General features: G+C 65.4%; 11 protein-coding genes. 8 read left to right on the forward strand and 3 right to left on the reverse strand.

Features of this window, described 5'->3' with window-relative positions; all coding sequences use genetic code 11:
• Positions 1 to 108: 108 nt before the first annotated feature.
• The 8 genes from F561_RS0105195 to F561_RS0105230 all read left to right on the forward strand — a co-directional run bounded on the left by F561_RS0105195 (position 109) and on the right by F561_RS0105230 (position 9,917).
• The gene (locus F561_RS0105195) at positions 109 to 693 is read left to right on the forward strand and encodes a CIS tube protein (protein ID WP_019008892.1); all 585 of its coding nucleotides are present in this window, start codon (positions 109 to 111) and stop codon (positions 691 to 693) included.
• A complete protein-coding gene (locus F561_RS0105200) occupies positions 690 to 2,375 on the forward strand; it encodes a VgrG-related protein (protein WP_019008893.1) in 1,686 nt (561 codons plus the stop codon). Before F561_RS0105195 ends, F561_RS0105200 begins: the two co-directional genes overlap by 4 nt.
• A gap of 240 nt (positions 2,376 to 2,615) precedes the next feature.
• Positions 2,616 to 3,281 (forward strand): hypothetical protein, encoded by a 666-nt coding sequence (locus F561_RS0105205; protein ID WP_019008894.1) that lies wholly within the window; start codon positions 2,616 to 2,618, stop codon positions 3,279 to 3,281.
• Positions 3,271 to 3,750, forward strand: a complete 480-nt coding sequence (locus F561_RS0105210; protein ID WP_019008895.1) for a hypothetical protein — start codon at positions 3,271 to 3,273, stop codon at positions 3,748 to 3,750. Before F561_RS0105205 ends, F561_RS0105210 begins: the two co-directional genes overlap by 11 nt.
• Positions 3,747 to 8,807: a hypothetical protein gene (locus F561_RS0105215; protein ID WP_020621305.1), complete on the forward strand. Its 5,061-nt coding sequence runs from the start codon at positions 3,747 to 3,749 to the stop codon at positions 8,805 to 8,807. The genes F561_RS0105210 and F561_RS0105215 overlap by 4 nt, the downstream gene beginning before the upstream one ends.
• Positions 8,808 to 8,822: 15 nt before the next feature.
• On the forward strand, positions 8,823 to 9,329 hold the full coding sequence (locus tag F561_RS0105220; RefSeq protein ID WP_019008896.1) for a hypothetical protein: 507 nt from the start codon (positions 8,823 to 8,825) through the stop codon (positions 9,327 to 9,329).
• Positions 9,326 to 9,592, forward strand: coding sequence for a hypothetical protein (locus F561_RS0105225; RefSeq protein ID WP_019008897.1), 267 nt, complete (start codon positions 9,326 to 9,328; stop codon positions 9,590 to 9,592). Before F561_RS0105220 ends, F561_RS0105225 begins: the two co-directional genes overlap by 4 nt.
• Positions 9,593 to 9,641: 49 nt before the next feature.
• Positions 9,642 to 9,917 (forward strand): hypothetical protein, encoded by a 276-nt coding sequence (locus F561_RS0105230; protein WP_157451585.1) that lies wholly within the window; start codon positions 9,642 to 9,644, stop codon positions 9,915 to 9,917.
• Positions 9,918 to 10,098: 181 nt separating this feature from the next.
• Here the strand turns inward: F561_RS0105230 and F561_RS0105235 are convergent, their stop codons facing one another.
• The 3 genes from F561_RS0105235 to F561_RS0105245 form a co-directional block, all read right to left on the reverse strand.
• On the reverse strand, positions 10,099 to 10,434 hold the full coding sequence (locus F561_RS0105235) for a hypothetical protein (protein ID WP_019008899.1): 336 nt from the start codon (positions 10,432 to 10,434) through the stop codon (positions 10,099 to 10,101).
• 244 nt (positions 10,435 to 10,678) lie between these two features.
• Positions 10,679 to 12,637 (reverse strand): fibronectin type III domain-containing protein, encoded by a 1,959-nt coding sequence (locus tag F561_RS0105240; RefSeq protein WP_019008900.1) that lies wholly within the window; start codon positions 12,635 to 12,637, stop codon positions 10,679 to 10,681.
• Between the two features lie 56 nt (positions 12,638 to 12,693).
• Positions 12,694 to 19,896: a PKD domain-containing protein gene (locus tag F561_RS0105245; RefSeq protein ID WP_157451586.1), complete on the reverse strand. Its 7,203-nt coding sequence runs from the start codon at positions 19,894 to 19,896 to the stop codon at positions 12,694 to 12,696.
• Between the last annotated feature and the right edge of the window lie 69 nt (positions 19,897 to 19,965).

Genomic DNA, 19,965 nt, shown 5'->3' on the forward strand with positions numbered 1-19,965 from the left:
CACGGATTCAGAGGTCAATTCTTCGGCCAGCACGATTTTTCTCCGGTTCATGACTGACCACGCCCACCTTCCACTTTCCGAACTTCGTAGGCCGCAGGAGGTTTCCCCATGTCCGACGGACAGCTCGCCAAAGCCCAGATCATCCGCCTCGAACCCACCCGTGAAGTGATTCCCTGCATGTTCAATCCCAAGGAATACACCATCACCAAGAACGTGAACTGGGGCCAGGCCGACAACAGCACCAAGGACGCCTCCGACCTCACCTTCGGCGGCGGCAACACCAGCAACATGGCGCTGGAACTGTTTTTCGACACCTACTACGACCGCCCCTCGGAAACGGTGGTGGAGGATGTCCGCAAGTACACCGACAAAATCTGGAACCTGACCTATATCGACGACCGGCTGCGCGACCCCAAGACCAAAAAAGGCCGTCCGCCCACCGTGCTGTTCGTCTGGGGCAAAACGTGGCTGTTCGAGGCCGTGATCGAGAGTATGGAGCAGCAATTTACGCTGTTCATGCCCAACGGCATGCCCGTGCGGGCCGTGGTGAAGTTGCAGCTCAAGCAGGCCGATAACGGCAAACTCAAGCCCGGCGGGAGCGCCGATACCTATCAGATCAGCGAACAGTACCGCAGCGCGGCGCGGGCCAGCCGGGGAGGGCTGGACCTCCGCAAGAACAGGAACGACACATGACCGCCAGCTCGCCCTCCTCCGGCGCTCAGGTGCCCAGCAGCGTGCGCGGCGCGGTGGCGCAGCTGTACCTGACGCTGGACGGTCAGACCCCGCCGCCCGAACTGATGCAGGCCCTTCAGGAAGTGGTGGTGGACAGCAGCCTGACCCTGCCCGACAGCGCCACCGTGACCTTTCGGGACGCCAGCATCGACCTGATCGACAGTGACCGCCTGAAACTGGGAGCCAGGCTGGAGGTGACGGCGGCGGTGCAGCGCGGCGGCGAGCAGGAAGCCATTTTCCGGGGCGAAATCGTGGAGGTGGAGCCGCAATTTGAGGGCCACACCCAGACCCTGACCGTGCGGGCCTTCGACCGCCTGCACCGACTGGCACGCGGCAACCAGACCCGCTCCTTTCAGAATGTGACCGATATGGACCTGGTCCGCAAAATCGCCTCCGAACTGGGCCTCAAGGCCGAGGTGGGCGAGGCGCGGGCGGTGCACGACTACGTGCTGCAACACAACCAGTCCAATCTGGCCTTCCTGCGGCAGCGGGCGGCGCGGCTGGGGTTCGTGCTGTATGTGGAAGGCGACACCCTGCACTGCCACGCTCCCAAAGGTGAGGGCACCCTGGAACTGCGCTGGCGCGAGAACCTGAGTGCTTTTTTGCCGCGCCTGAGCAGCCTTGACCAGACCAGCCGGACCACCGTGCGCGGCTGGGATCCGCAGAAAAAGCAGGCGGTGGTGGCGCAGGCCGAGCGCGGGCAGGGGAAAGCGCAGGTGCAGGACCCGACCCGCAGCGAGCAGGTCAGCCAGAATGCCTTCAATCTGCCCGCCCCCGAAACCCAGAGCGGGACGGTGGTGCGCCAGCAAGGCTACGCCGACGCTCTGGCACAGGCCAGCCGCAACCGCCGCGCCGAGGGACTGGTGGAGGCCACCGGAACCTGCGGAGGCACGCCGCGTCTGACGGCCGGAACCACCATCAAGATCACGGGCGTGGGCACGCGCTTTGAGGGCGAATACGTGACCTCCAGCGTGCGCCACCGCTACCGCACCCAGCAGGGCTACGTGACCGAATTCAGCATTTCTGGCGGGCGGGAAGAGGGCGTGGCGGCAATGCTGGGCGGCCCGGCGGCGGCGTCCGGGGCAGCGGGCGGCGGCAGTGCGGGCAGCGGCCAGACCGGATTCATGATCGGCATCGTGACCAACAACGACGACCCGCAGGGACAGGGCCGCGTGAAGGTCAAATTCCCGGCCCTGACCGAGAAGGATGAGAGCGACTGGGCGCGGGTGGTCAGTGTGGGCGGCGGCCCCACGCGGGGGGTGATGTTCACGCCCGAGGTGAACGACGAGGTGCTGGTGGGCTTCGAGCAGGGCGACATCCACTTTCCCTACGTGCTGGGCGGCCTCTGGAACGGCAGCGACGCCCCGCCCAAAGCCAAGGCGGAGGTCGTGAAGAGCGGGCGCGTGACCAAACGCATCATCCGTTCCCGGCTGGGCCACGAAATCATTCTGGACGACAGCGACAGCAGCCCCAGCATTCTGATCAAAGACAAGAGTGGCAATGAGGTCTTGCTGGATTCCAAGGCCAACCTCATCAAGGTGAGCAGCAAAGGCCGGGTCGAAATTCGCGCCCAGAGTGGCGTGCTGATCGATGGCGGCGGCGGCAACGTGGACGTGAAGGGCACACTGATCAACCTGAACTGAGTAGGTCGCCGTTCATCTTTAGATGAACCGAGCAGAGCGAGTACCGAAGAAAGTATGTCGTCGTGGGAATGGAGCTTTATCCCGCCCTTTGGGATCAAGCGGAATGTTAGCGACGACGTACTTAGAGAGGAGCGTGGTCAGTGGTGTGTGGGCAAGGCAAAAGGCGTGGTGACGGATGAATCCAGGTTTAAATCGAGCGATAGACACGCTGTCACCCGTGCGGCGCAAGGAGATGATCCCATGAGCAATCCAGCCAGTCTCACTGCTCCTGTCCTGCTGACCGACCCCCTCAGCGGCGCGGTGTTCCAGTGGCCCACCCGCCCCAGTGAAGTGCCTCCCAGCGGCGCGGCAGACCTGCAAGAAGTTCTGGACCTCTGGGGTCAGGTGTACCGCCTGCCCGCCTCGGCGCTGGCCCCCTACCGCCTGAGCACTGCCGAGGCCGAAGCCGCCGCCGCCCAACTGCTGGGCGACCCGGATTATCTGGCCCATCTGGTACGGGAACTGAACGTGGACGATCTGGGCGATCTGCTCAGTGCCCGCACGCCTGAAACATTTGCGGCGGCATTGGGAGCAGATCAGGAGAATCTGGCGGCGGCAGAGGCCCGCCTGAGTGCGCTGGAAGTCCGCCTGGCACAGGCTCAGGACGCTCTGGCGGCAGCACCAGCCCCGGTTCAGACCGGTCTCCCCTCCTCGCCCACCGACCCGAAACAGCATCCGGCCATGCTGGCACTTCTCAGCCTCCTGAGCCGGGTCTCGCCGCAGTGGATTCAGGGCACGCTGGCAGGCCAGATCCCGGCTCCAGTCGCGCCGCTGGCTGTGCCGCTGCCTGCCCTGCCCAGTTTCGATTACGCGGAGCTGCTGGGCCGCCCACTGGAGATAGCACTGGAGCCAGAGCATGAAGGCTAATCTGGCGCTCTGGCTCGGCGGAGCCTGTCTGCTGGTCTTGCTGCTGGCCCTCGTCTGGATGCATCTTTCGCTCGTGCAGGACTGGCGGCGGCAACAGGCATTGGCCGGGCGCGGTGTGGTGGTCCAGGCGCGGGTACTCGAATTTTTATCGGCTCCCGGCCCACGCAGCCTGATGCCGCAGAGCAGCGTGCGCTACCAGTTGCCCGCTCCATTGGCGTTGGTGGGCACATTGCCGATTGGCGCAGAAGCCGCCCAGCAGGCCCAGCGAACAGGCCGCGTGGCCGTGCGTTATCTGCCCGACCAGTCCAACGTGCAGGCCTTGGACGGCACCGGATTACCGCTGACGTTGGGGGCCTTACTCCTGGGGCTGGACCTCTTCGCGGGTTGGGCGGCGTGGCAGGTGTGGGCTTCTGGCCGCCGTACAGGACGCCGGAACGCAGGGCAATACAGCAGTGAGGTGAGGCAATGACGGGTTGGCAAGAAGAGAAGCGGCAGGAGGAACTGAGAAAACGCCGGTTGCAGGGGGAAGGCACGCCGGGCAACGCCTCCGACCTGAACTCCCGTCCGTCTGGGACAGGTCTGCCGCAATGGGAAGAACCCGCCCCGGACGGACTGACGGGCACAGCAGACAGTGCGGCTCCACTGAGAACGGGGACAGCAACAACCTTCCTTAAAAACGGCCCGGAGGTCCCGCCCCTACCTGGTCTGCCCAGTTTCGGCAACATGGGCGAGACGCCGAGCCTGCCTGCTGGCGTCGGGACAGTGCCTACCTCTGGGCCGCTGGCCGCCCTGGTGGGGCGTCTGGCCGGGCAGTTACAGGGCCAGCGGCAGGCGCGGGCAGCGTCGGGGGCACTGGATCAGGGCGCGGAACTGGGCACCATGAAACAACTGGCGCTGCAACTCGCCCAGCAGTACCGCAAACTGGGCACGCAGGCCACCCCCACCGACCTCGCCGCCGCGCTGAATGCCCTGCCGGATGCCAGCGACCGTCAGTTGCTGGGCCGCGCCGTCGTCGGACTGATCTCGGCCATGCGCCCCGGAGAACGGGCCGCGCTGGAACGGGCCGTGAACGACCCCGCAGCGCTGCTGGCCGAACACGCCAACCCACAACCCACTCCCCCGGTGCAGGTGAGCGCCAAAGCGGCACCAAGCGGCGTGCTGCGGCCCGCAGGCGGGAGCGAAACAGGAGGCGTAGCCGCCCCAGCAGCGTCCGGAAGCCCGGTCGTCACGGCCGTTTCGACGACGCGATCAGGTACACCGCCGACCAAACGTCCGTCCACCACGCCTCAGGGCCGCCCCACTCCGGCCAAAACCACCCCTGCACCGACCAGGAAACCAGTCACCGCAGCGCCACGGGCCAAGACGCCCCAGAGCAAACAGGCGGCGGCACCGGCCAAAGCTCCGGCCAATAAAGCTGCTCCCAAAGACCTGAAACTGGTCCGTCTGGACGCTCTGAGCGCCAGCGGTCTGAATGTCCGGCCCACCGCCACGCTGGGCAAGGCCGCCGTGTTTGAGCCTCGTGAATGGGGCAAATTGAAGCAGGCGCGGCAGCAACAGAAGCGCCAGCCGGAGCAGGCCGCAACCCAGTCTGAAAAACAACCCAGCAGAGCGTCCGGCAAGAAACGCGGAGCCAGCCCCGTGCCCAGCGTGACGGTGAAGGCCGCCGCCCTGAAAAAAGAGGCCGACAAGGACCGCAAGGCCAACCAGAAAGCGCTGACTGCGGCCCTGGACGCGGCGGGCAAGCAGACCGCGCAGATTGATGCGGCGCGGAGCAGCGGCGCGGCCAAGGTGCAGGGTGCGGCGCGGGCCGCAGAAGCCCGCATCGCGGCGGCGCTGAAGACGGCAGAGAGCCAGATCGCGGCGGCGGCGAGCGCGGCCACAGCGCGGGTACAGGCGGCCGCGACCCGCAGCACGGCGCAGGTCAATGCGGCGCACCGGAGCACGGTGCAGGGTATCCGGCAGGAGGGGGCGCGGCAGAAACAGGCGGCGCAGCAGGCCCTCACCGCCCTGAAAACCCAACTCACCAGCGCCAAGACGGCCCTCGATACCCGCACCAACGCGGAATTCAGCGCGGCAGTTTCGGGGATGAAGGCGGCGGGCAGCACGGTGGCGGGGCAGGCGACGGCACTGGGCAACAGCCGTGCCAGCCAGTACGCCGCTGAGGCTCTGCCCAAACAGAGCGGCTGGGAAGACTTCAAAAACGGGGAGGACTATCCCAAGAACAAGCGGCAGGCCAAAGTAGACGCCGCCCGCGAGGTGGGCAAGAGCTTTGCCGAGAGCTTCAGGGAGGCGGCCAACGAACAGGCCGCCAAACTGCCGGAGTCCAAGGGAGCCGTGCTGCAAGGCAACGGGCAACTGTTGGCGCAGTACCTCGCTTCTCTGGCCCAGAGTCAGGCGGCCCTGTTTGCCCAGATGAATGCGGCCCAGCAGGCGGCAATCCGGCAGGCCGACGCCCTGAAAGCGGCGCAACTGGCCGCCATTGCCGCGCAGAAGCAGGCGGCGGTGGCCGGCATCGCCCAGACCCGCAGCAGCCTTCAGACCGGGGCACGTCAGACCGCACGCCAGCAGCAGGGCGCGGTGAAACAGCAGGCCAGCCGCAGCGTTTCGGCCCTGAGCACGCAGGCGGCGCAGGCCAAAGCAGGGCTGACCCGTCAGATCGGAGCGGCCCGCACAACCAGTGCCCGTCATCTGGATCAGGACTCGGCCACTTTTGCCAAGGGGATGGCCGGATTTCTGGCGCACATGCGGCAGGCCGCGCAGGGAGCCAGCCGGGGAATGACGACCAGTGCGGCGGGCAGCGCGGGCAGTCTGACCCGCACGGGCACGCAGGCCGCCAGCGGTCTGACGGCGCTGGGCACGCAGGCCCGCACGGCCTGTACGGCGGCGGCCACCAGCGCCAGCACGGGCCTGACACAACTGGCGGCCCAGGCCCGGACAGCGTTCGGAACGCAGGGCAAGGCGTACAAACAGCAGAGTACGGCCATGCTCACGGGCATTCGGGCCAGTTTCAAGACCACCGGCGAGCGTTTCAAGACCGACACCAAGAAGGTCGGAGACTCCCTGAAAGGCAAGTTGGGACAGGCCATCAAGGACTTTCAGACCGCGCTGGTGGCGGCCAAAGATCAGGGCAGCGGGGGCAACAAGGCCGAAGACCCGACCATCACCGAGAAAGCCGAAGCTGCTGCCGACGCCGTGAAGCCGCGCTGGAAAGCAGCGGTGGGGATCCTGATCGACGTCGTGGTGGCGGTGGTGGTCACGGCGGCGATGGTGGCCCTGGCTGCCACCGGCATCGGCGTGGTGGCCCTGATCGGCCTCGGCATCCTGATCGGAGCGGCCAGCGCAGTGGCCAGTCAGGGCCTCAAAGATCTGGTGGACGGCAAATTCAGCGGCTGGAAAGCCTACGGCGCGGCGGCGCTCGGCGGGGCCATCGGAGGCGCGTTCGGGGGCGTCGGCGGCGCGGCAGCCACAGCACTCACCAAGGGCGTCACCACCGCGTTGGTGGCGCGTGGCATGGGCAAACTGGCCCAGACCGGCATCACACTCGGGCTGGAAGGCACCATCAATACCGGCGTCGGGCTGGCGGGCGAGGTCGCCAGCGGGTACGCCAATCAGGGCGTGTTCGGCATCAAATACGACCTCGGGGCCACCTTCAGCGCGGGCAATATCGCCAAGAACCTCGCCATGAACGTGGGCGGCAGCGGCCTTGCTCGGCTGGGGCAAAGCCCACGCATCCAGACCTTCCTCAACGACAAGGTGGGCGGCCTGACCACCCGCTTCCAGACCGAGTTTCCCAATACGGGCCGCACGCTCAGCCGCTTCAACGCAAGGCTGGACGACGTGGTCCTGAACAACCGCGCAGTGGTGGCCGCAGGCGAAACGCTGACCAACTTCGGCACCAAACTGGGCAGCATCGGCGGCAAGGGGATGCCCGCGCCGCATGTTCCGGCCCCGCCCGCCGGGAGCGCAGGCCACCAGAACACGCCCACCACACCGGGAGAAACCCCGCCGCACCTGCTGGGCGACCAGACGGCGGGAACCCCCCGAAACGCGGCCACCACCGAGCCTCTGCCCGTCAGAGAGACCGGGACGACAACGGCAACGGAACAGAACGCCAGAGCCAATAACGGCGGCGAATCCACCCCCACCAACACGCCGCCCACCGCAGACGCGCCGCAGCAGACTGGGCGGGGGGGGACCCAGCCCGAAACGGTCCCGGCGGAGGCCAATGCCCCGGCTGGCCCTGACCGCAGCACCACCCGCGAGCAGTGGAAGGCCCAGCAGCATCAGCAGCGCATTCAGGCGCGGCAGCAGAAGGCCTTGCAGGAATTCGACCAGAAGTTGCAGACGCGCATCAGCGAGATTCCCGACAGCCCGGCCAAGCAGAAAATGCTGGAATACCTGCGGCAGGTCGATGATCTGGACTTCTCCACGCGGGGCGATCAGTCCAGCTTCTATTCCGGCCCCGGCAACCGCGACATGGCCCTGGATCACCTCCAGCGCGGCGGCGACGCCATCGACGGCACCCCAGGCGGGAAGGCGCTGGAAGCCCTGGCGCTTTACAAGGAATTTGAAACCGATGTCCGGTTGGCCGATCTGGTCTGGATGAAAGCGTCGATGAAGTACGCCACGGGCGCGAGCGGCAATATTCACCTGTTCGTGGACGGGGCGCTCCCCACCCGCGTCTTTGCCACCATCGAGCGGCCCCTGCTGGAAAGCAATCCGCAGATCGACCGCTGGAACCACTATCAGAATCCGAATCGGCGTAGCGCCACCACTCAGAATGCAGGCGGGCCGGATGTGACCCCAGTCGCTCCGACCACAGACCCGGCAGCACTGGGCAGTACAGCAACTCCTCCGAGCACGGCGACTCCCACGAACACAACCGATCCCGCCGCGCTGCCGCCCTCCTCTGTGCCCGACAGTCCGGTGCCCCACGATCCAGACGCCGACGCGCTGGTTCAGAACACCCCCTTTGAAACCCAGAGCGGCGGCAGCCTGACCGATCACCTGTCCAGGGCAGAGAATCTACTGCTCAAAACAGGCAAACTGAATCTGTCGGGCGGCGTTTCGGGGGCGCACAACATGGAAGCCTTTTACGCCGCCATCGAGCAGGGAGACGGGCAGGTGCTGACCAAGACGCCCATCGTGGATATCAACGGTGACGTGGTGCCGGGACTGTTTGAGATCGAGTACCAGGTACCCAAGATTCAGGGCAGCGGCAAGGACGCCGATCAACCGGTCCGGGTCGGCGGACAGATTCAGTACAAGACCAAAACGCTGATCAAGACGGTCTACGATCCAGCCGTGTACACCGACGCCCAGATGACCATTCTCGCCGAGCGGGCCGCTGCCGGGGCCTATCCCGCAGCCGAGAACGACTTCATGAACAATTTTGTGACCAACCCCAATTACACCGCAGGCAGGAGCCAGGGCTACAGCACGGCCTATGCCGGAATCAATTTCCAGTTCTACCTCAGAGACATCCAGGGCACGGCCACCGTGACCAATTCCCATCCCACTAGATAGCCGAGGCACATCACCATGACCCAAGCTCAACTTCAGTTTCTTCAGGCCCAATTTGCAGCCAGAGTCGCCCTGTGCGTTCAACCCAGCGACCTGATCGCCCAGGGCATCGAGCACGACGTCGCCGTGTGCCTGAGCGGGCTGGACCTGCTGTCCAGACTGTCCGGGGGAAACTTTATCCACAAGCTGGCCAGGGGCGGCGTGCAGTACGATTCTTCTGTCAGCATGGAAGCCTGGGAAGATGACACCGACGATAAATACGGCTGGCACGATCCGTATTTCGAGGGCTACCGCATCACGCTCTTTCCCGACGTGGCCCTGCCGATTGATGAACATGTCAATCACTACGGCGTCCGAACCCAGGGGTGTATCGGCTACCTTTCTTCTCAGAATGTAGGAGACATTTTGGCTGCTTCGCAGGTCATTGACATTCCGGCCCCGGTCAGCGACTTTCTGGCGGATAAACTGCAAGGGCAGCGCGGCAAGCAGCCCCACTCTCAGACACACCAGGACGGCCCATCATGAATCCAACCGAACAGATCAGAGAACTGGCCGATTCTATCGACGGACGTGGGCAGACGCTGGGCAGCGGTTCCGCCCGCGAACTGGTGGACGACTGGCTGGACAACGGTGAACCGGGTGTGGCCCTCGAAATGCTGGCCGAGGCTGTCGTCGAGGACGATGTGCTGATCTCCACCGAGGACTTCGATCTCTTTGAAGCAGTTTCCCTGGAACTGGGAAATTCGGAACGGGTCATCAGTGCCTATCTGCAAAGCCTGGTCGAGTGATATGGCGCAGCAACAGAGCGGGGCAACAGAACTGGAAGGCGGTACAGACATGAATGAACTGACCAGAAAAGGCTTTCTGTGGGTCGAATCGTCGGCAGGCGAACGGGTTCAGGTCACGGACCGGTTCCGGATGGAATATCAGGACGGCGACCAGCTCTACACCGTGGAAACCGAACCTTCACTGGACGCCAAACCGATCTATGTCAGCACCCTGACGCGGGAAGGTGGGGGCGCACCTCTGCCGGACGCCGAGCGCGAACAGGTGCTGCGCCGCATCCTGACCCTGCTGGAATTTTCGCAGGACCCTTACGTCCTGGTGCGCTGATCCGCCCATTCAGAAAACTCCCTGAACCGGAAGGCCAGGGAGTTCTCCAGATTGCTCTCTATCGTGCCAGTCCCCTGCATTAACGCCTCAATCTTCACCTCGCCGGAGGTGTGGGCTGGCCCGCAGATCTTGGCAAACCGGATTCAAAACCCTTGAGCTGGACCTTGAGCCGGAATCTGTCTTACCCCAGGCCAAGGAACCGGGCGGCGGCTCCCTCTCCGTAAGAGAGCGGTTCGGTATAGCCCTGCGGCAACAGGCAGAGGGATTCACCCGTCAGGGCAATACAGCGGTCCTGATCTCCAGCCGTCGGCCCCACCGCATTCGGAAGGCGGTAGATGTACAGGGCACCCTGGTAGACCGCCATGCCCACGCTGTCACCCGGCGGCGGCTGAAGGTTCAGAACGATGTCTCTCGTCCGCAGAACGGCAGACGCCGAACTGGCGCGGTCTATGTCCCACTGAGCAAAATCCAGTTGGGCAATGCAGAATTGTGGGGTCTGTACTTCCACTACTCTCATCGAGTCTCCTGATGCCGGCCCCAGTCCACCGGAGGTGGGGGGGGTCAGTCCGTGTCAACTGAAATCTGAAATCAGATTGACCTTTCAGGCGTTAACGGCTCGTAAAAATAACCCTGGCCGCGGGGCGCAAACAACCACCTCTCCGCTTCGTTAAGCAGGTGTGAAGGGAGTTGGCGACCGGACACAGGGTGGACGGAGAGAGGGAATGTGAAGTGCCTCTGTGCAGTTTCTTCAGGGCCGCGGATCAGGGATTGACGTGCAACGTGGGGGTGGGTTCGCTCAGCTCCCCGCTGCTGCTGACGGCACGGATCACGTACTGCGAGTCGGCCTGACCCTGCGGATCGGTGAAGCTCTGCCCGGACAACAGGTCAGACACCTGCAGGGGCAGCGTGCCCGACAGACGGTACACCACGTAGCGGGCGGGGCTGGGGCCAGTCGTCCAGCGCAACTGCACGCCCGCCTTCTCCGGGAGGAGCGTGGCCCGCAGATCGGTGGGCAGGGTGCTGCCCGCGGGTGCCGGAAGGGCGGCCCGGATGGGTACGGCAGGCTGGGAACGGTTGCCCGCACGGTCGAGGCTCCGCAGGGAATAGCTGTAGGGGACGCCCGGTACGGCGGTGGTGTCCTCATAGGTGCGGATGGCGGCGCTGAGGGTGGTCAGGACCGTCTCTGGGGCCTTATCCGTGGTGCGGATGACCTCGAAGCCAGTCAAGTCCGGCACCTCAGCCTGAATCCAGTTCAGGGTCAGGCTGGTGGGGCCAGCGATGACCGCGGCCAGCACCGGCGGAGGCGGCGGGGTGGTGTCCAGCAGGGCGGCGGTCACGGTCACGGAGGGCGCGGATTCGATCTGGGTGGTATTCACGGCCACCACGCGGTAATGGTAGCGGGCCTGCACCCCCTGCGGGATGGCGTCCAGGTAGGTCGTGGCGGTGATGGGCAGCCCGGTGAGCAAAATTTCCTGGGCAGTGGACTGTTCGCCCTCGGAGCGGTAGACCCGGTAACCGCGCAGGTCTGTTTCCGAATTGGCGGCCCAGGTGAGGGTCAGGGCACGCTCACCGGGCGTGACGGTCAGGCCGCTGGGGGCGGCGGGCGGCGTGAGATTCTGGCCGGTCGCGCCCGTCAGGGTGCCTCGCCCACCGACCCGTCCGGTTTCGTCAGCGGCAGCCAGGGCGTACAGGTAAGGCACGCCCCCCTGCACGTCCTTATCCACGTAGGTACTGGCCGTGGGGCCGAGCCGGGCGATCACGGTCAGGCTTTCCGGCGTGATGCCCCGCAAGACCAGCAGCGTGCGGATGCGCGGATCAGGATTGGGCGTCCATTCCAGCGTGACGGCGCGGTTGCCAGGGGTGGCGCGGGTCAGCTCCGGGCTGATCAGAGGAAGGGCGGCGCGAACGGGCAAAGTCACCGGGGCCGTGGGCAGCGACTCCCGGCCGAACAGATCGACACTGGTCACCTGATAGCGGTACGGCACACCGGGCTGGATGGCCGCGTCGGTGAACACGTCTCCTCCGGCCCCCTGCGTGCGGAAAAACGGAGCAGGCTCCAGCCGCGCAAAAGGGCCGGTGGCTGAGGCACGGTACACGTTGTAGGCCACGACCAGACTGCTTTCTGCGCCTGCTGGAGCGGCCCAGGTCAGGCGTGCCGCCGCCGGGACCGCACCGACCTTCAGGGCAGAGGGGGCAGGGACAGGCGACGTGGAGCCGGTGCGGAAGGTCGCGCTGCCCACGCGGGTCTGGCTCTTCCCGTTCACGGCGTACACGGTGACGGTGTGCGGGCCGGGGGGCAGGCCAGTCAGGGTCGTCAGAATGCCCAGCGCACGGGCGTAGGCAGGCCGGGCCACCACGTTGAGGCTGAAGATGGCCCGCTGAACCCGGTTGCTCTCGTCGGTGATCGGCGGGGCATAGATGGCGGTCACGGCGTTGTATTCGTCCTGCGTGAGGCCCAGGGCCGCTGTGAAGGGCTGCGGTGAGGCGACCGCAACAGAGCGCGCTCCAGCCGCGCCGGTCACCTGAAGCAGAAAGCCGCCGCTGGGAATCACGTCACCGGGCAGGAACCAGCGCAGCAGCGCTCCGTCTGGGGTGGGCAGCGCCGCGACGCCAGCCTTGACTGGTTGCGGGCTGCTCTGCGGATTGATCTGGGCAGCGGCCAGGCCGAGCGGGGTCAGGCTGAGGCTGGTCAGGAGAATCAGGGTGGGAAGGGTACGCATAGGCTCCTCAGGAACGGCAGGCGGGCAGACCCGGAGGCCAGACCCGCGCGGGGCCGTCAGAAATTCACTTTGGTGTTCACACTGAAGTTAATGTCGGGAATGACGGGCAGGCTGACGGAAGCCGCCACCTTGCCGTCGAAATACCGGGCGTCGCTGGCGAGGTGCAGTTTGCCGTCGAAGGTCATGGTGGCACCCACGTTCACGTTCAGGCCGCAGCCTCCGGCGCTGGCACTGGCGCTGGCTCCAAATTTCACGCTGCCGTCCAGGGCCACGGGCACGTAGGTGATGCCGAATTCTGCGTCCAGGCTGGCACTGGCCTTGATGTTCCAGTGCCAGCTGCACACCAGCAGGCTGCCGCTGTCGCCCTTCTCGAAGCCCCACGTCACGCCCGCACCGACTTTCACGCTGTCGCGGTCGATCATCAGGTAGCCCCGGGCCTCAGGGACTCGTGGAAGATTGACGACGATGGGCGATTCCTTGGTGCCCACGTACAGGTGCTGATCATCGCCCGAGAACGGCGCGTACAGTTCCAGCGACCCGCGCAGTTTCATCAGGTCGTAGAGGTTGAGTTCGGCGGCGCCCGCACAGTTCAGGCCGCCCACACTGGAAATGCCGTTGGGGCCGACGCAGGCCTGAACGAGCAGGCGACTGGAGGAGGGCAGGCTGACCAACCCGGAGACACTGACCAGGGCGCGGCCATTCGGGGCCGTCTGCACCAGCGTCTGACCGGGTTTGAGCAGCCAGAGGTCAGCCTTCATATCGAACCCGCCCGTAGTGTCCACGTTCAGAACGCCCTTCATGAACGGTTTGATCGGCGGATTCTTGTCCTGCTTCACGCTCAGGAGCGCTCCGGCCTGGAAGACCATGTTCGGCCCGCCCTCGCGGAAACGCGGAGGCTGATCCAGTCCGCCGGGCCAGTCCATGTTCACCAGGAGTCCACCCTGAAGTTCATAGAGTTCGACCCGCTTGACCGTGACGAGCGGTTTGCCGATCTGCGCACCTGTACCGATCGACGCCAGGACCGAACCGTATCCGACCGAACCTGCGCTACCCGAGCTGAAATAGTTGAAGTTGGTACCGCTGAACCGGCCAAAGAGGGCCTTGGCATTCACGTCCAGCAGGCCAGCCATGTTCATTTTGCCGTCACCGCTGAATTCCAGCCTGCCGTCCGTGGTAAACGCCCCGTCCAGCGTGATGTCGAAGGGAACCTTGACGACTTCTCCAGTCAGGCGGATGCGCTCGGTCGTGACCTTGACGTCCCGGCCACCCTCCACCCAGAAGAGGAGCGGTGAGTTGGTGTTGTTCACGGGGAGCTTCTCGTTGACCTGCAGGCGCCCGTTGAGGCCCAGGGTGTAGCCGCTGCCCTGACGCTGCACGCCCACTTCAGCCGCTGCGAAGGGATAGCCGAAGACGGTCAGGTTGGTCTTGCCCGTCACGCTGCTCCAGGGGCGACCGTCGAGACTCACGTCACCGCTGCCGGTCATGGTCAGGTTGGGCAGGCTCAGGTCGGTGGTGCCCAGCGCGGCGTCGCGGCTCACGTCGTTCAGCTTCCAGAGGGCGTTGCTGAAGACCACGCTGGCGGCTCCCTCAGAACTGACCGTCCAGGCACCCTGGCCCAGGTTGAGGCTGGTCTTGCCGAAGGAATGTTCCTTCACGGTTCCGTTGCCGCTGAGGGTAAACCGTGCGCCGGGCTGGGCGTTGGTATTCCAGCCCAGCGTGACGTTCATCCGCTCGTTGACCAGCGGCAGCAGGACCGTGCCGACGCCCTTGGTGGTCGAGATGCGGCCCGCCAGCACACTGGAGTGCAGGGAAGTCAGGTCGACCGTCCAGCCCAGCATGCCGGTACTGCCTGCCGCCAGATCGATGGTGGTGACGTACCCGGAGAGGTTGTAGGCCACGGCTTTGGTCAGGGTGACCGCCTGACGCAGGATTGGAGTGCCGACCGTCAGGCGGGCCGCAGGGAACACCAGACCCATCCAGTCATTGGCTGGAGCGGCCTGATCCTGGTAAGCCTCGGCCAGTGCACTGGAATTCTGCGCTGCCGAGAGATCGAGCGTCACCTCATCGGCGGCCAGAGTCAGGCCCGCTTCGGGCAGGGCCACGTTCTGAATGGCGGCGGTTGGACGCAGGGTACCCAGCAGATCGCCGGACGTGGCGGCCAGAGGAGCGTCGGTGAGGTTCAGGGTCAGGGGACTGCCGCCAGACACAGCAGGCAGAGTGACCGTGCCCCTGAGGGTGGCTCCGTTCCTGTCCAGCTTGAGCTGACCGAGGCGCAGGGCCGCGTCTCCCAGACGGGCGTTGCGAACTGGTTGGTCGTTCAGGGCCACGGTGACTGGATCGCCCTGATACACCAGGCCCCGGCGGTTGCCGTCCGAGAGCTGCATGGTCTGATTTTTGAAGCTCACGGTGACGTCGCCCACAGGGGTACCGCCCACGACCAGCGCCAGTGTGCCGCTGCCCGACAGCGTTATGGTGCCGCTGCCCGGCTGGAAGTACGCGCCCAGGTCCTCAACGGTCACGAGTTTCAGGTCAAAGGCGCCGAATGATACGGTCTGCGGCACGTTGAGGGCGTACCGGAGCGGGGAAAGGCTGGTCGGTGACGCGGCTGTGCGGGCGGGATCGCTGAACTCAAAACCCAGGGTGTGAGCCCCGACCCGCCGCTCGGTCAGCGACAGTGAGAGGGTCAGGGTGCCGCCACCTTCAGGCAGCACCTCGTCCACGCTCTTGTAGGGTTGACCGTCGATCAGCCAGCGACCCGACAGACGCCCGCTGCCCCGGTAGTTGATGGTGACGGCAGCACTGAAGGGCTCGAGGGTATTGAGCAGCAGGTCCCTGGTTCTGTCGGGCTGAGTAAAGATCAGCAGGCCGCCGCCAAAGCTCAGTTCGATCTGCACCTGCACGGGCGTGGTGGCCCGCACGGTGTCCGGCTCGCCCCGGCCCAACAACCGCAGGGTGACCACATATGACCCGGAACGCGCGTAGGTGTGATCCAGTTGCACGTCTTTACTGCCGGTCAGACGTTCGCTCTGGCCGTCGCCGTAATCGATGAAATAGACCCCCTCGGGCAGGAGACCGCTGGCCTGAAAGTGATACCCGGCTCCCAGATCATCTACGTTCAGGACCCGGACGGCTTCGGTGGGCGGCACACCCACCCGAACTTCGCTGGTGGCTTCCGGGATGCCCCGAGCAGTCACGCGCACAGTCCGGACACCGGGGCCTGGGTACTCGTGCGTCAGGGTCGCGGCACTCTGGCCGGTGATCTGCTGCGCCGCGCCGTCCCCCCAGTCCAGGGTGTAGGTGGCAGCAGGCAACAGACCACTCAGGCGGGCGGTGGCTGTCAGGGTCGGCGCAGTCACTTCCAGAACCGGGGCCTGCGCAACCAGGGTAACGGGGGCGCTCGCCGTGCCGACCCGCGGCGAGGTCAGCGAGACAGTGTAGGTACCGGGCAGGGCGTAGGTGTGGGTCAGTTGACCTGTGCCAGTGGTTGGTTCCTGAAGCGTGATCGGCGTGATGGTACCGTCGCCCCAGTCAAGGGTGTAGCTGAGAGTGGCTTCCAGGCCGGAGAACCGGGCGGCGGCCTCCAGGCCCTGTGCGCTCAGGGTCAAGGTTCCGGCGGGCACCTGGACAGATACGGTTTCCCGGACGCCGCGCATATCGTCGGCGCTGAGCAGCACGTTGTAATCGCCGACTGCCGCATACCGGTGGGTCAAGGCCGTTTCGGTCACGCCGGTGACGGTGGCCGCCGGGGTACCGTCGCCCCAGTCCAGGGTATAGGTCACCACCGGGATAAGTTTCGTCAGGGAGGCCGCCGCGTTCAGTCGGTCAGCGCTGACCGTCAGGGCCGCAGTTGGCATGGTCACGGTGACCAGATACCCACGCGAGGTATAGCCCTGGGCCTGCTCGGTGCGGATGCTGAAGATTCCAGTTCGCAGGTAGACGTGGGTCAGGCGAGCCGTCGTCACACCCGTGATGGATTCGGTGGTGCCGTCAGCCCAGTGCAGCGTGTAGGACAGGGCAGGCACCAGATTCGTCAGGTCGGCGGTGACCGTCTGGCCTACCTGGGCGGCTTCCGGCGTGACCACCAATGCGGGGAAGGGTGCCCCGACCGTGGCCGTCACCGTGACGGGAGCAACCCCGCTGCGGGCCACCTGGACCGTGAAGGTACCGGGCTGGGTGTAGGTATGGGTCAACTGCGCGGCGTCGCTGGTGGCCGTCAGGGTTTCGGTGGTGCCGTCGCCCCAGGTAATCGTGTAGAGATCACCGCTCAACAGCCTGCCCAGCGTCAGGGTGGCCGTCAGCGGCCCGTCGGTAACCGCGGCGGTCGGGGTGGGTATGGTGGCCGTCACCGTGGCCGAAACAGCTTCGGTCTGCGGTGCGGCCAGCGTGATGGTGTACGTGCCGGGAGCGCTGTAGACGTGCGTCTTCTGGGCACTGGCAGTTCCGGTGACGGAATCGGTGGTGCCGTCGCCCCAGTTCAGGGTGTAAGTCAGCGCCGGAACCAGCGTGGACAGGCGGGCCGTGACTTCCCCGCGAACAAGCAAGGTGGTGGGGGTCACGGCCAGCAGCGGGGCAGGGGCCGTGACTGTCACGGTGGCCTTCACGGTCACCCTCTCCTGCGCGGTGGAGGTCAGGGTGACGGTGAACACGCCCAACGTGTTGTAGGTGTGGGTGCGTTGCGCGGCGTCTGTACGTTCCAGAACCTCGGTCTGTCCGTCTCCCCACTCCAGCGTGGACAGACCGGGCCGCAGGTTGGACAGATCAGCGGTGACGGTCTCGCCCAGCAGCACAGCAGCCGGAGTCACCTTCAGCACTGGCACCGGGGCAGACAGGGTCACTGTGACTGAAACCGGGGTGGCCGACACGGGCGCGACCGTGATGGACACCGTGATCGCCTGCGCGTAGGTGTGCGTCCGCTGGGAAGTTTCGGCGGCGGCGGTCAGGTTCTCCTTTACGCCGTCGCCCCAATCGATGAGGTACTCATATCCCGGCAAGAGGTTGCCCAGACTGAGGGTCGCGGTCAGGAGATTTGCCGTCGCGGTGGCGGTCGGGGTGGGAACGGTGGTCGTGGCGTTCGCGGAGACAGTCGGGATGCCGGGCGCTTCCAGATACACGGCGCGGGTGCCTGCCTCCGAGTAGGCGTGGGTTCGCTCGGCGGTCACGCTTCCGGTCAGTCTCTCGGTGGTGCCGTCGCCCCAGTTGAGGGTGTAGGTCAGGGCCGGAACCATCCCGGTGATACGGGCTGTCATGGGCTGCCCCACAGGCGCACTTGGAGGCGTCACAGACAGGGCGGCGTCCGGCACGGTCAGCGTCACCGAGGTGCTGACTGGCGTCAGGCCACCGGGAGGAGTCACTTGCACCCGGAAAGTACCGGGGCGGGGATAGCTGTGAATCAGCCGGACAGGCAGTTCGTTGCCAGAGCTCACGAACGACTCAGAGCTTCCATCTCCCCAATCAACCGAATAGGCGTACATGGGGGAAGGAATGAGAACCAGATTGCCCACAGACAGGGTAACTTTCAGTACGTCCTGTGTGGTACTGAGCGTTGGAACAGGCACACCGATGGTCACCGTTCCCGAAACGGGGGTGACACCCGGAGCTTTCAGCGTCACCGTGAATGTGCCGGTCAGGTAGGTTCCGAACCTGACAAAGACGTGGGTCAAGCCAGCAGTGGTCACGCCGGTCACAGTCTCGGAAGGATTTCCGTCCCCCCAGTCCAGGCTGTAGGTCAGAGAAGGCGCGAGGCCGGACAGGAAAGCCGTCACCGGCTGCCCCAGAGCAGCAGTGCTGGGCGTGATGCTCAGCGCTGCCACCGGAGCCACGGCCGTCACAGCCGCGCTTGCACTTTCTCCACCAGCCAGCGACACCCGCACGGTGTAGGTGCCGGGCCGGGCATAACTGTAGGTGCGGCTTACCTGGGCAGCGGCGGCAATCAGCTGTTCTGTGCGCCCGTCTCCCCAGCTCAGCGTGTAGGTCAGGCCCACGACCAACTGCGAAACCGAGGCGTTCACGGTCAGATCGGTGCCTGCCACTTCCAGCGCTGGCGGCGCACTCAGCCGCAGGGCAGCGGTGGCCGGGGTCATGCTCGGGGCCGTGAGGGTCAAGGTCACTGCGCCGGGCTGCGCGTACTGATGCGTCAGGCGGGCCGTGGTGCCCGTGGCCGTGAAGTTTTCAGTCGCTCCGTCGCCCCACTTCAGGACATACGGCTGACCGGAAACGAGTTGCGCGAGATCGGCCACAGCCTCCAGCCGCTGGGCAGTGACGGCCAGAGTCGCCGCAGGAAGGCTCAGCGTCACGGTGGTGGTGACTGGAGTGCTGCCCTGTGGCGTGAGCTGAATCGTGACCGTCCCCGGCTGGGTGTAGGTGTGGGTCAGTTGCGCTGTCACTGCCGTTGGCGTCAGGGCTTCGGTCGTTCCATCGCCCCAAACCACGGTGTAGGCATAGCCAGTCAGCAGGTTGCTCAGATTCAGCGTGGCGGTCAGCACGGTGGAAGTCGCCGTCACGGTCGGAGTGGGCACGGTCGTCGTTACAGTGGCCGTGACCGGAGTGGTCGCGGAAGAAGTCAGAGTAACGGTGTACGTACCGGGAGCGCTGTAGGTATGCGTCTTCTGGCTGGTTGCCGTGCCTGTGATGGTGTCGGTGGTGTTGTCTCCCCAATCCAACGTGTAGGTCAGAGCCGGGACAAGGCTGGTCAGATTGGCCGTGACTGTCTGCCGGATCGCCGCACTGCTGGGCGTCACCGTCAAGACGGAGTTCGGAGCTGTCAGCGTCGCAGTGGTGGTGACCGGAGTGCCGCCCTGTGGCGTGACCTGAATCGTGAAGCTTCCCGGTTGGCTGTAGGTGTGGGTGAGTTGCGCTGTAACTGCGGTTGGCGTCAGGGCTTCGGTTGTCCCATCGCCCCAAGCGACGCTGTAGGCGTAGCCCGTCAGCAGGTTGCTCAGATTCAGCGTGGCGCTCAGGACGGTGGGAGTCGCCGTGGCGGTCGGGGCAGGCACGGTGGTCGTCACGGTGGCTGTAGCCGGAGTGGTCGCAGATGAGGTCAGCGTCACCGTGTACGTACCGGGTTGAGGGTACACATGGGTCTTCTGCGTGGTCGTTGTGCCTGTTATCGAATCGGTGGTGTTGTCGCCCCAATCCAACGTGTAGGTCAACGCGGGGACAAGGCTGGTCAGATTGGCCGTGACTGTCTGCCGAATCGCCGCACTGCTAGGCGTCACCGTTAGGACTGAGTTGGGGGCTGTCAGGGTGATGGGAGTCGTCACCGGAGTGCTGCCCTGTGGCGTGACCTGAACCGTGAAGCTTCCCGGCTGGGTGTAGGTGTGGGTCAGTTG

It is taken from the genome of Deinococcus aquatilis DSM 23025 (assembly GCF_000378445.1).
GTDB classification, from domain to species: Bacteria; Deinococcota; Deinococci; order Deinococcales; family Deinococcaceae; genus Deinococcus; species Deinococcus aquatilis.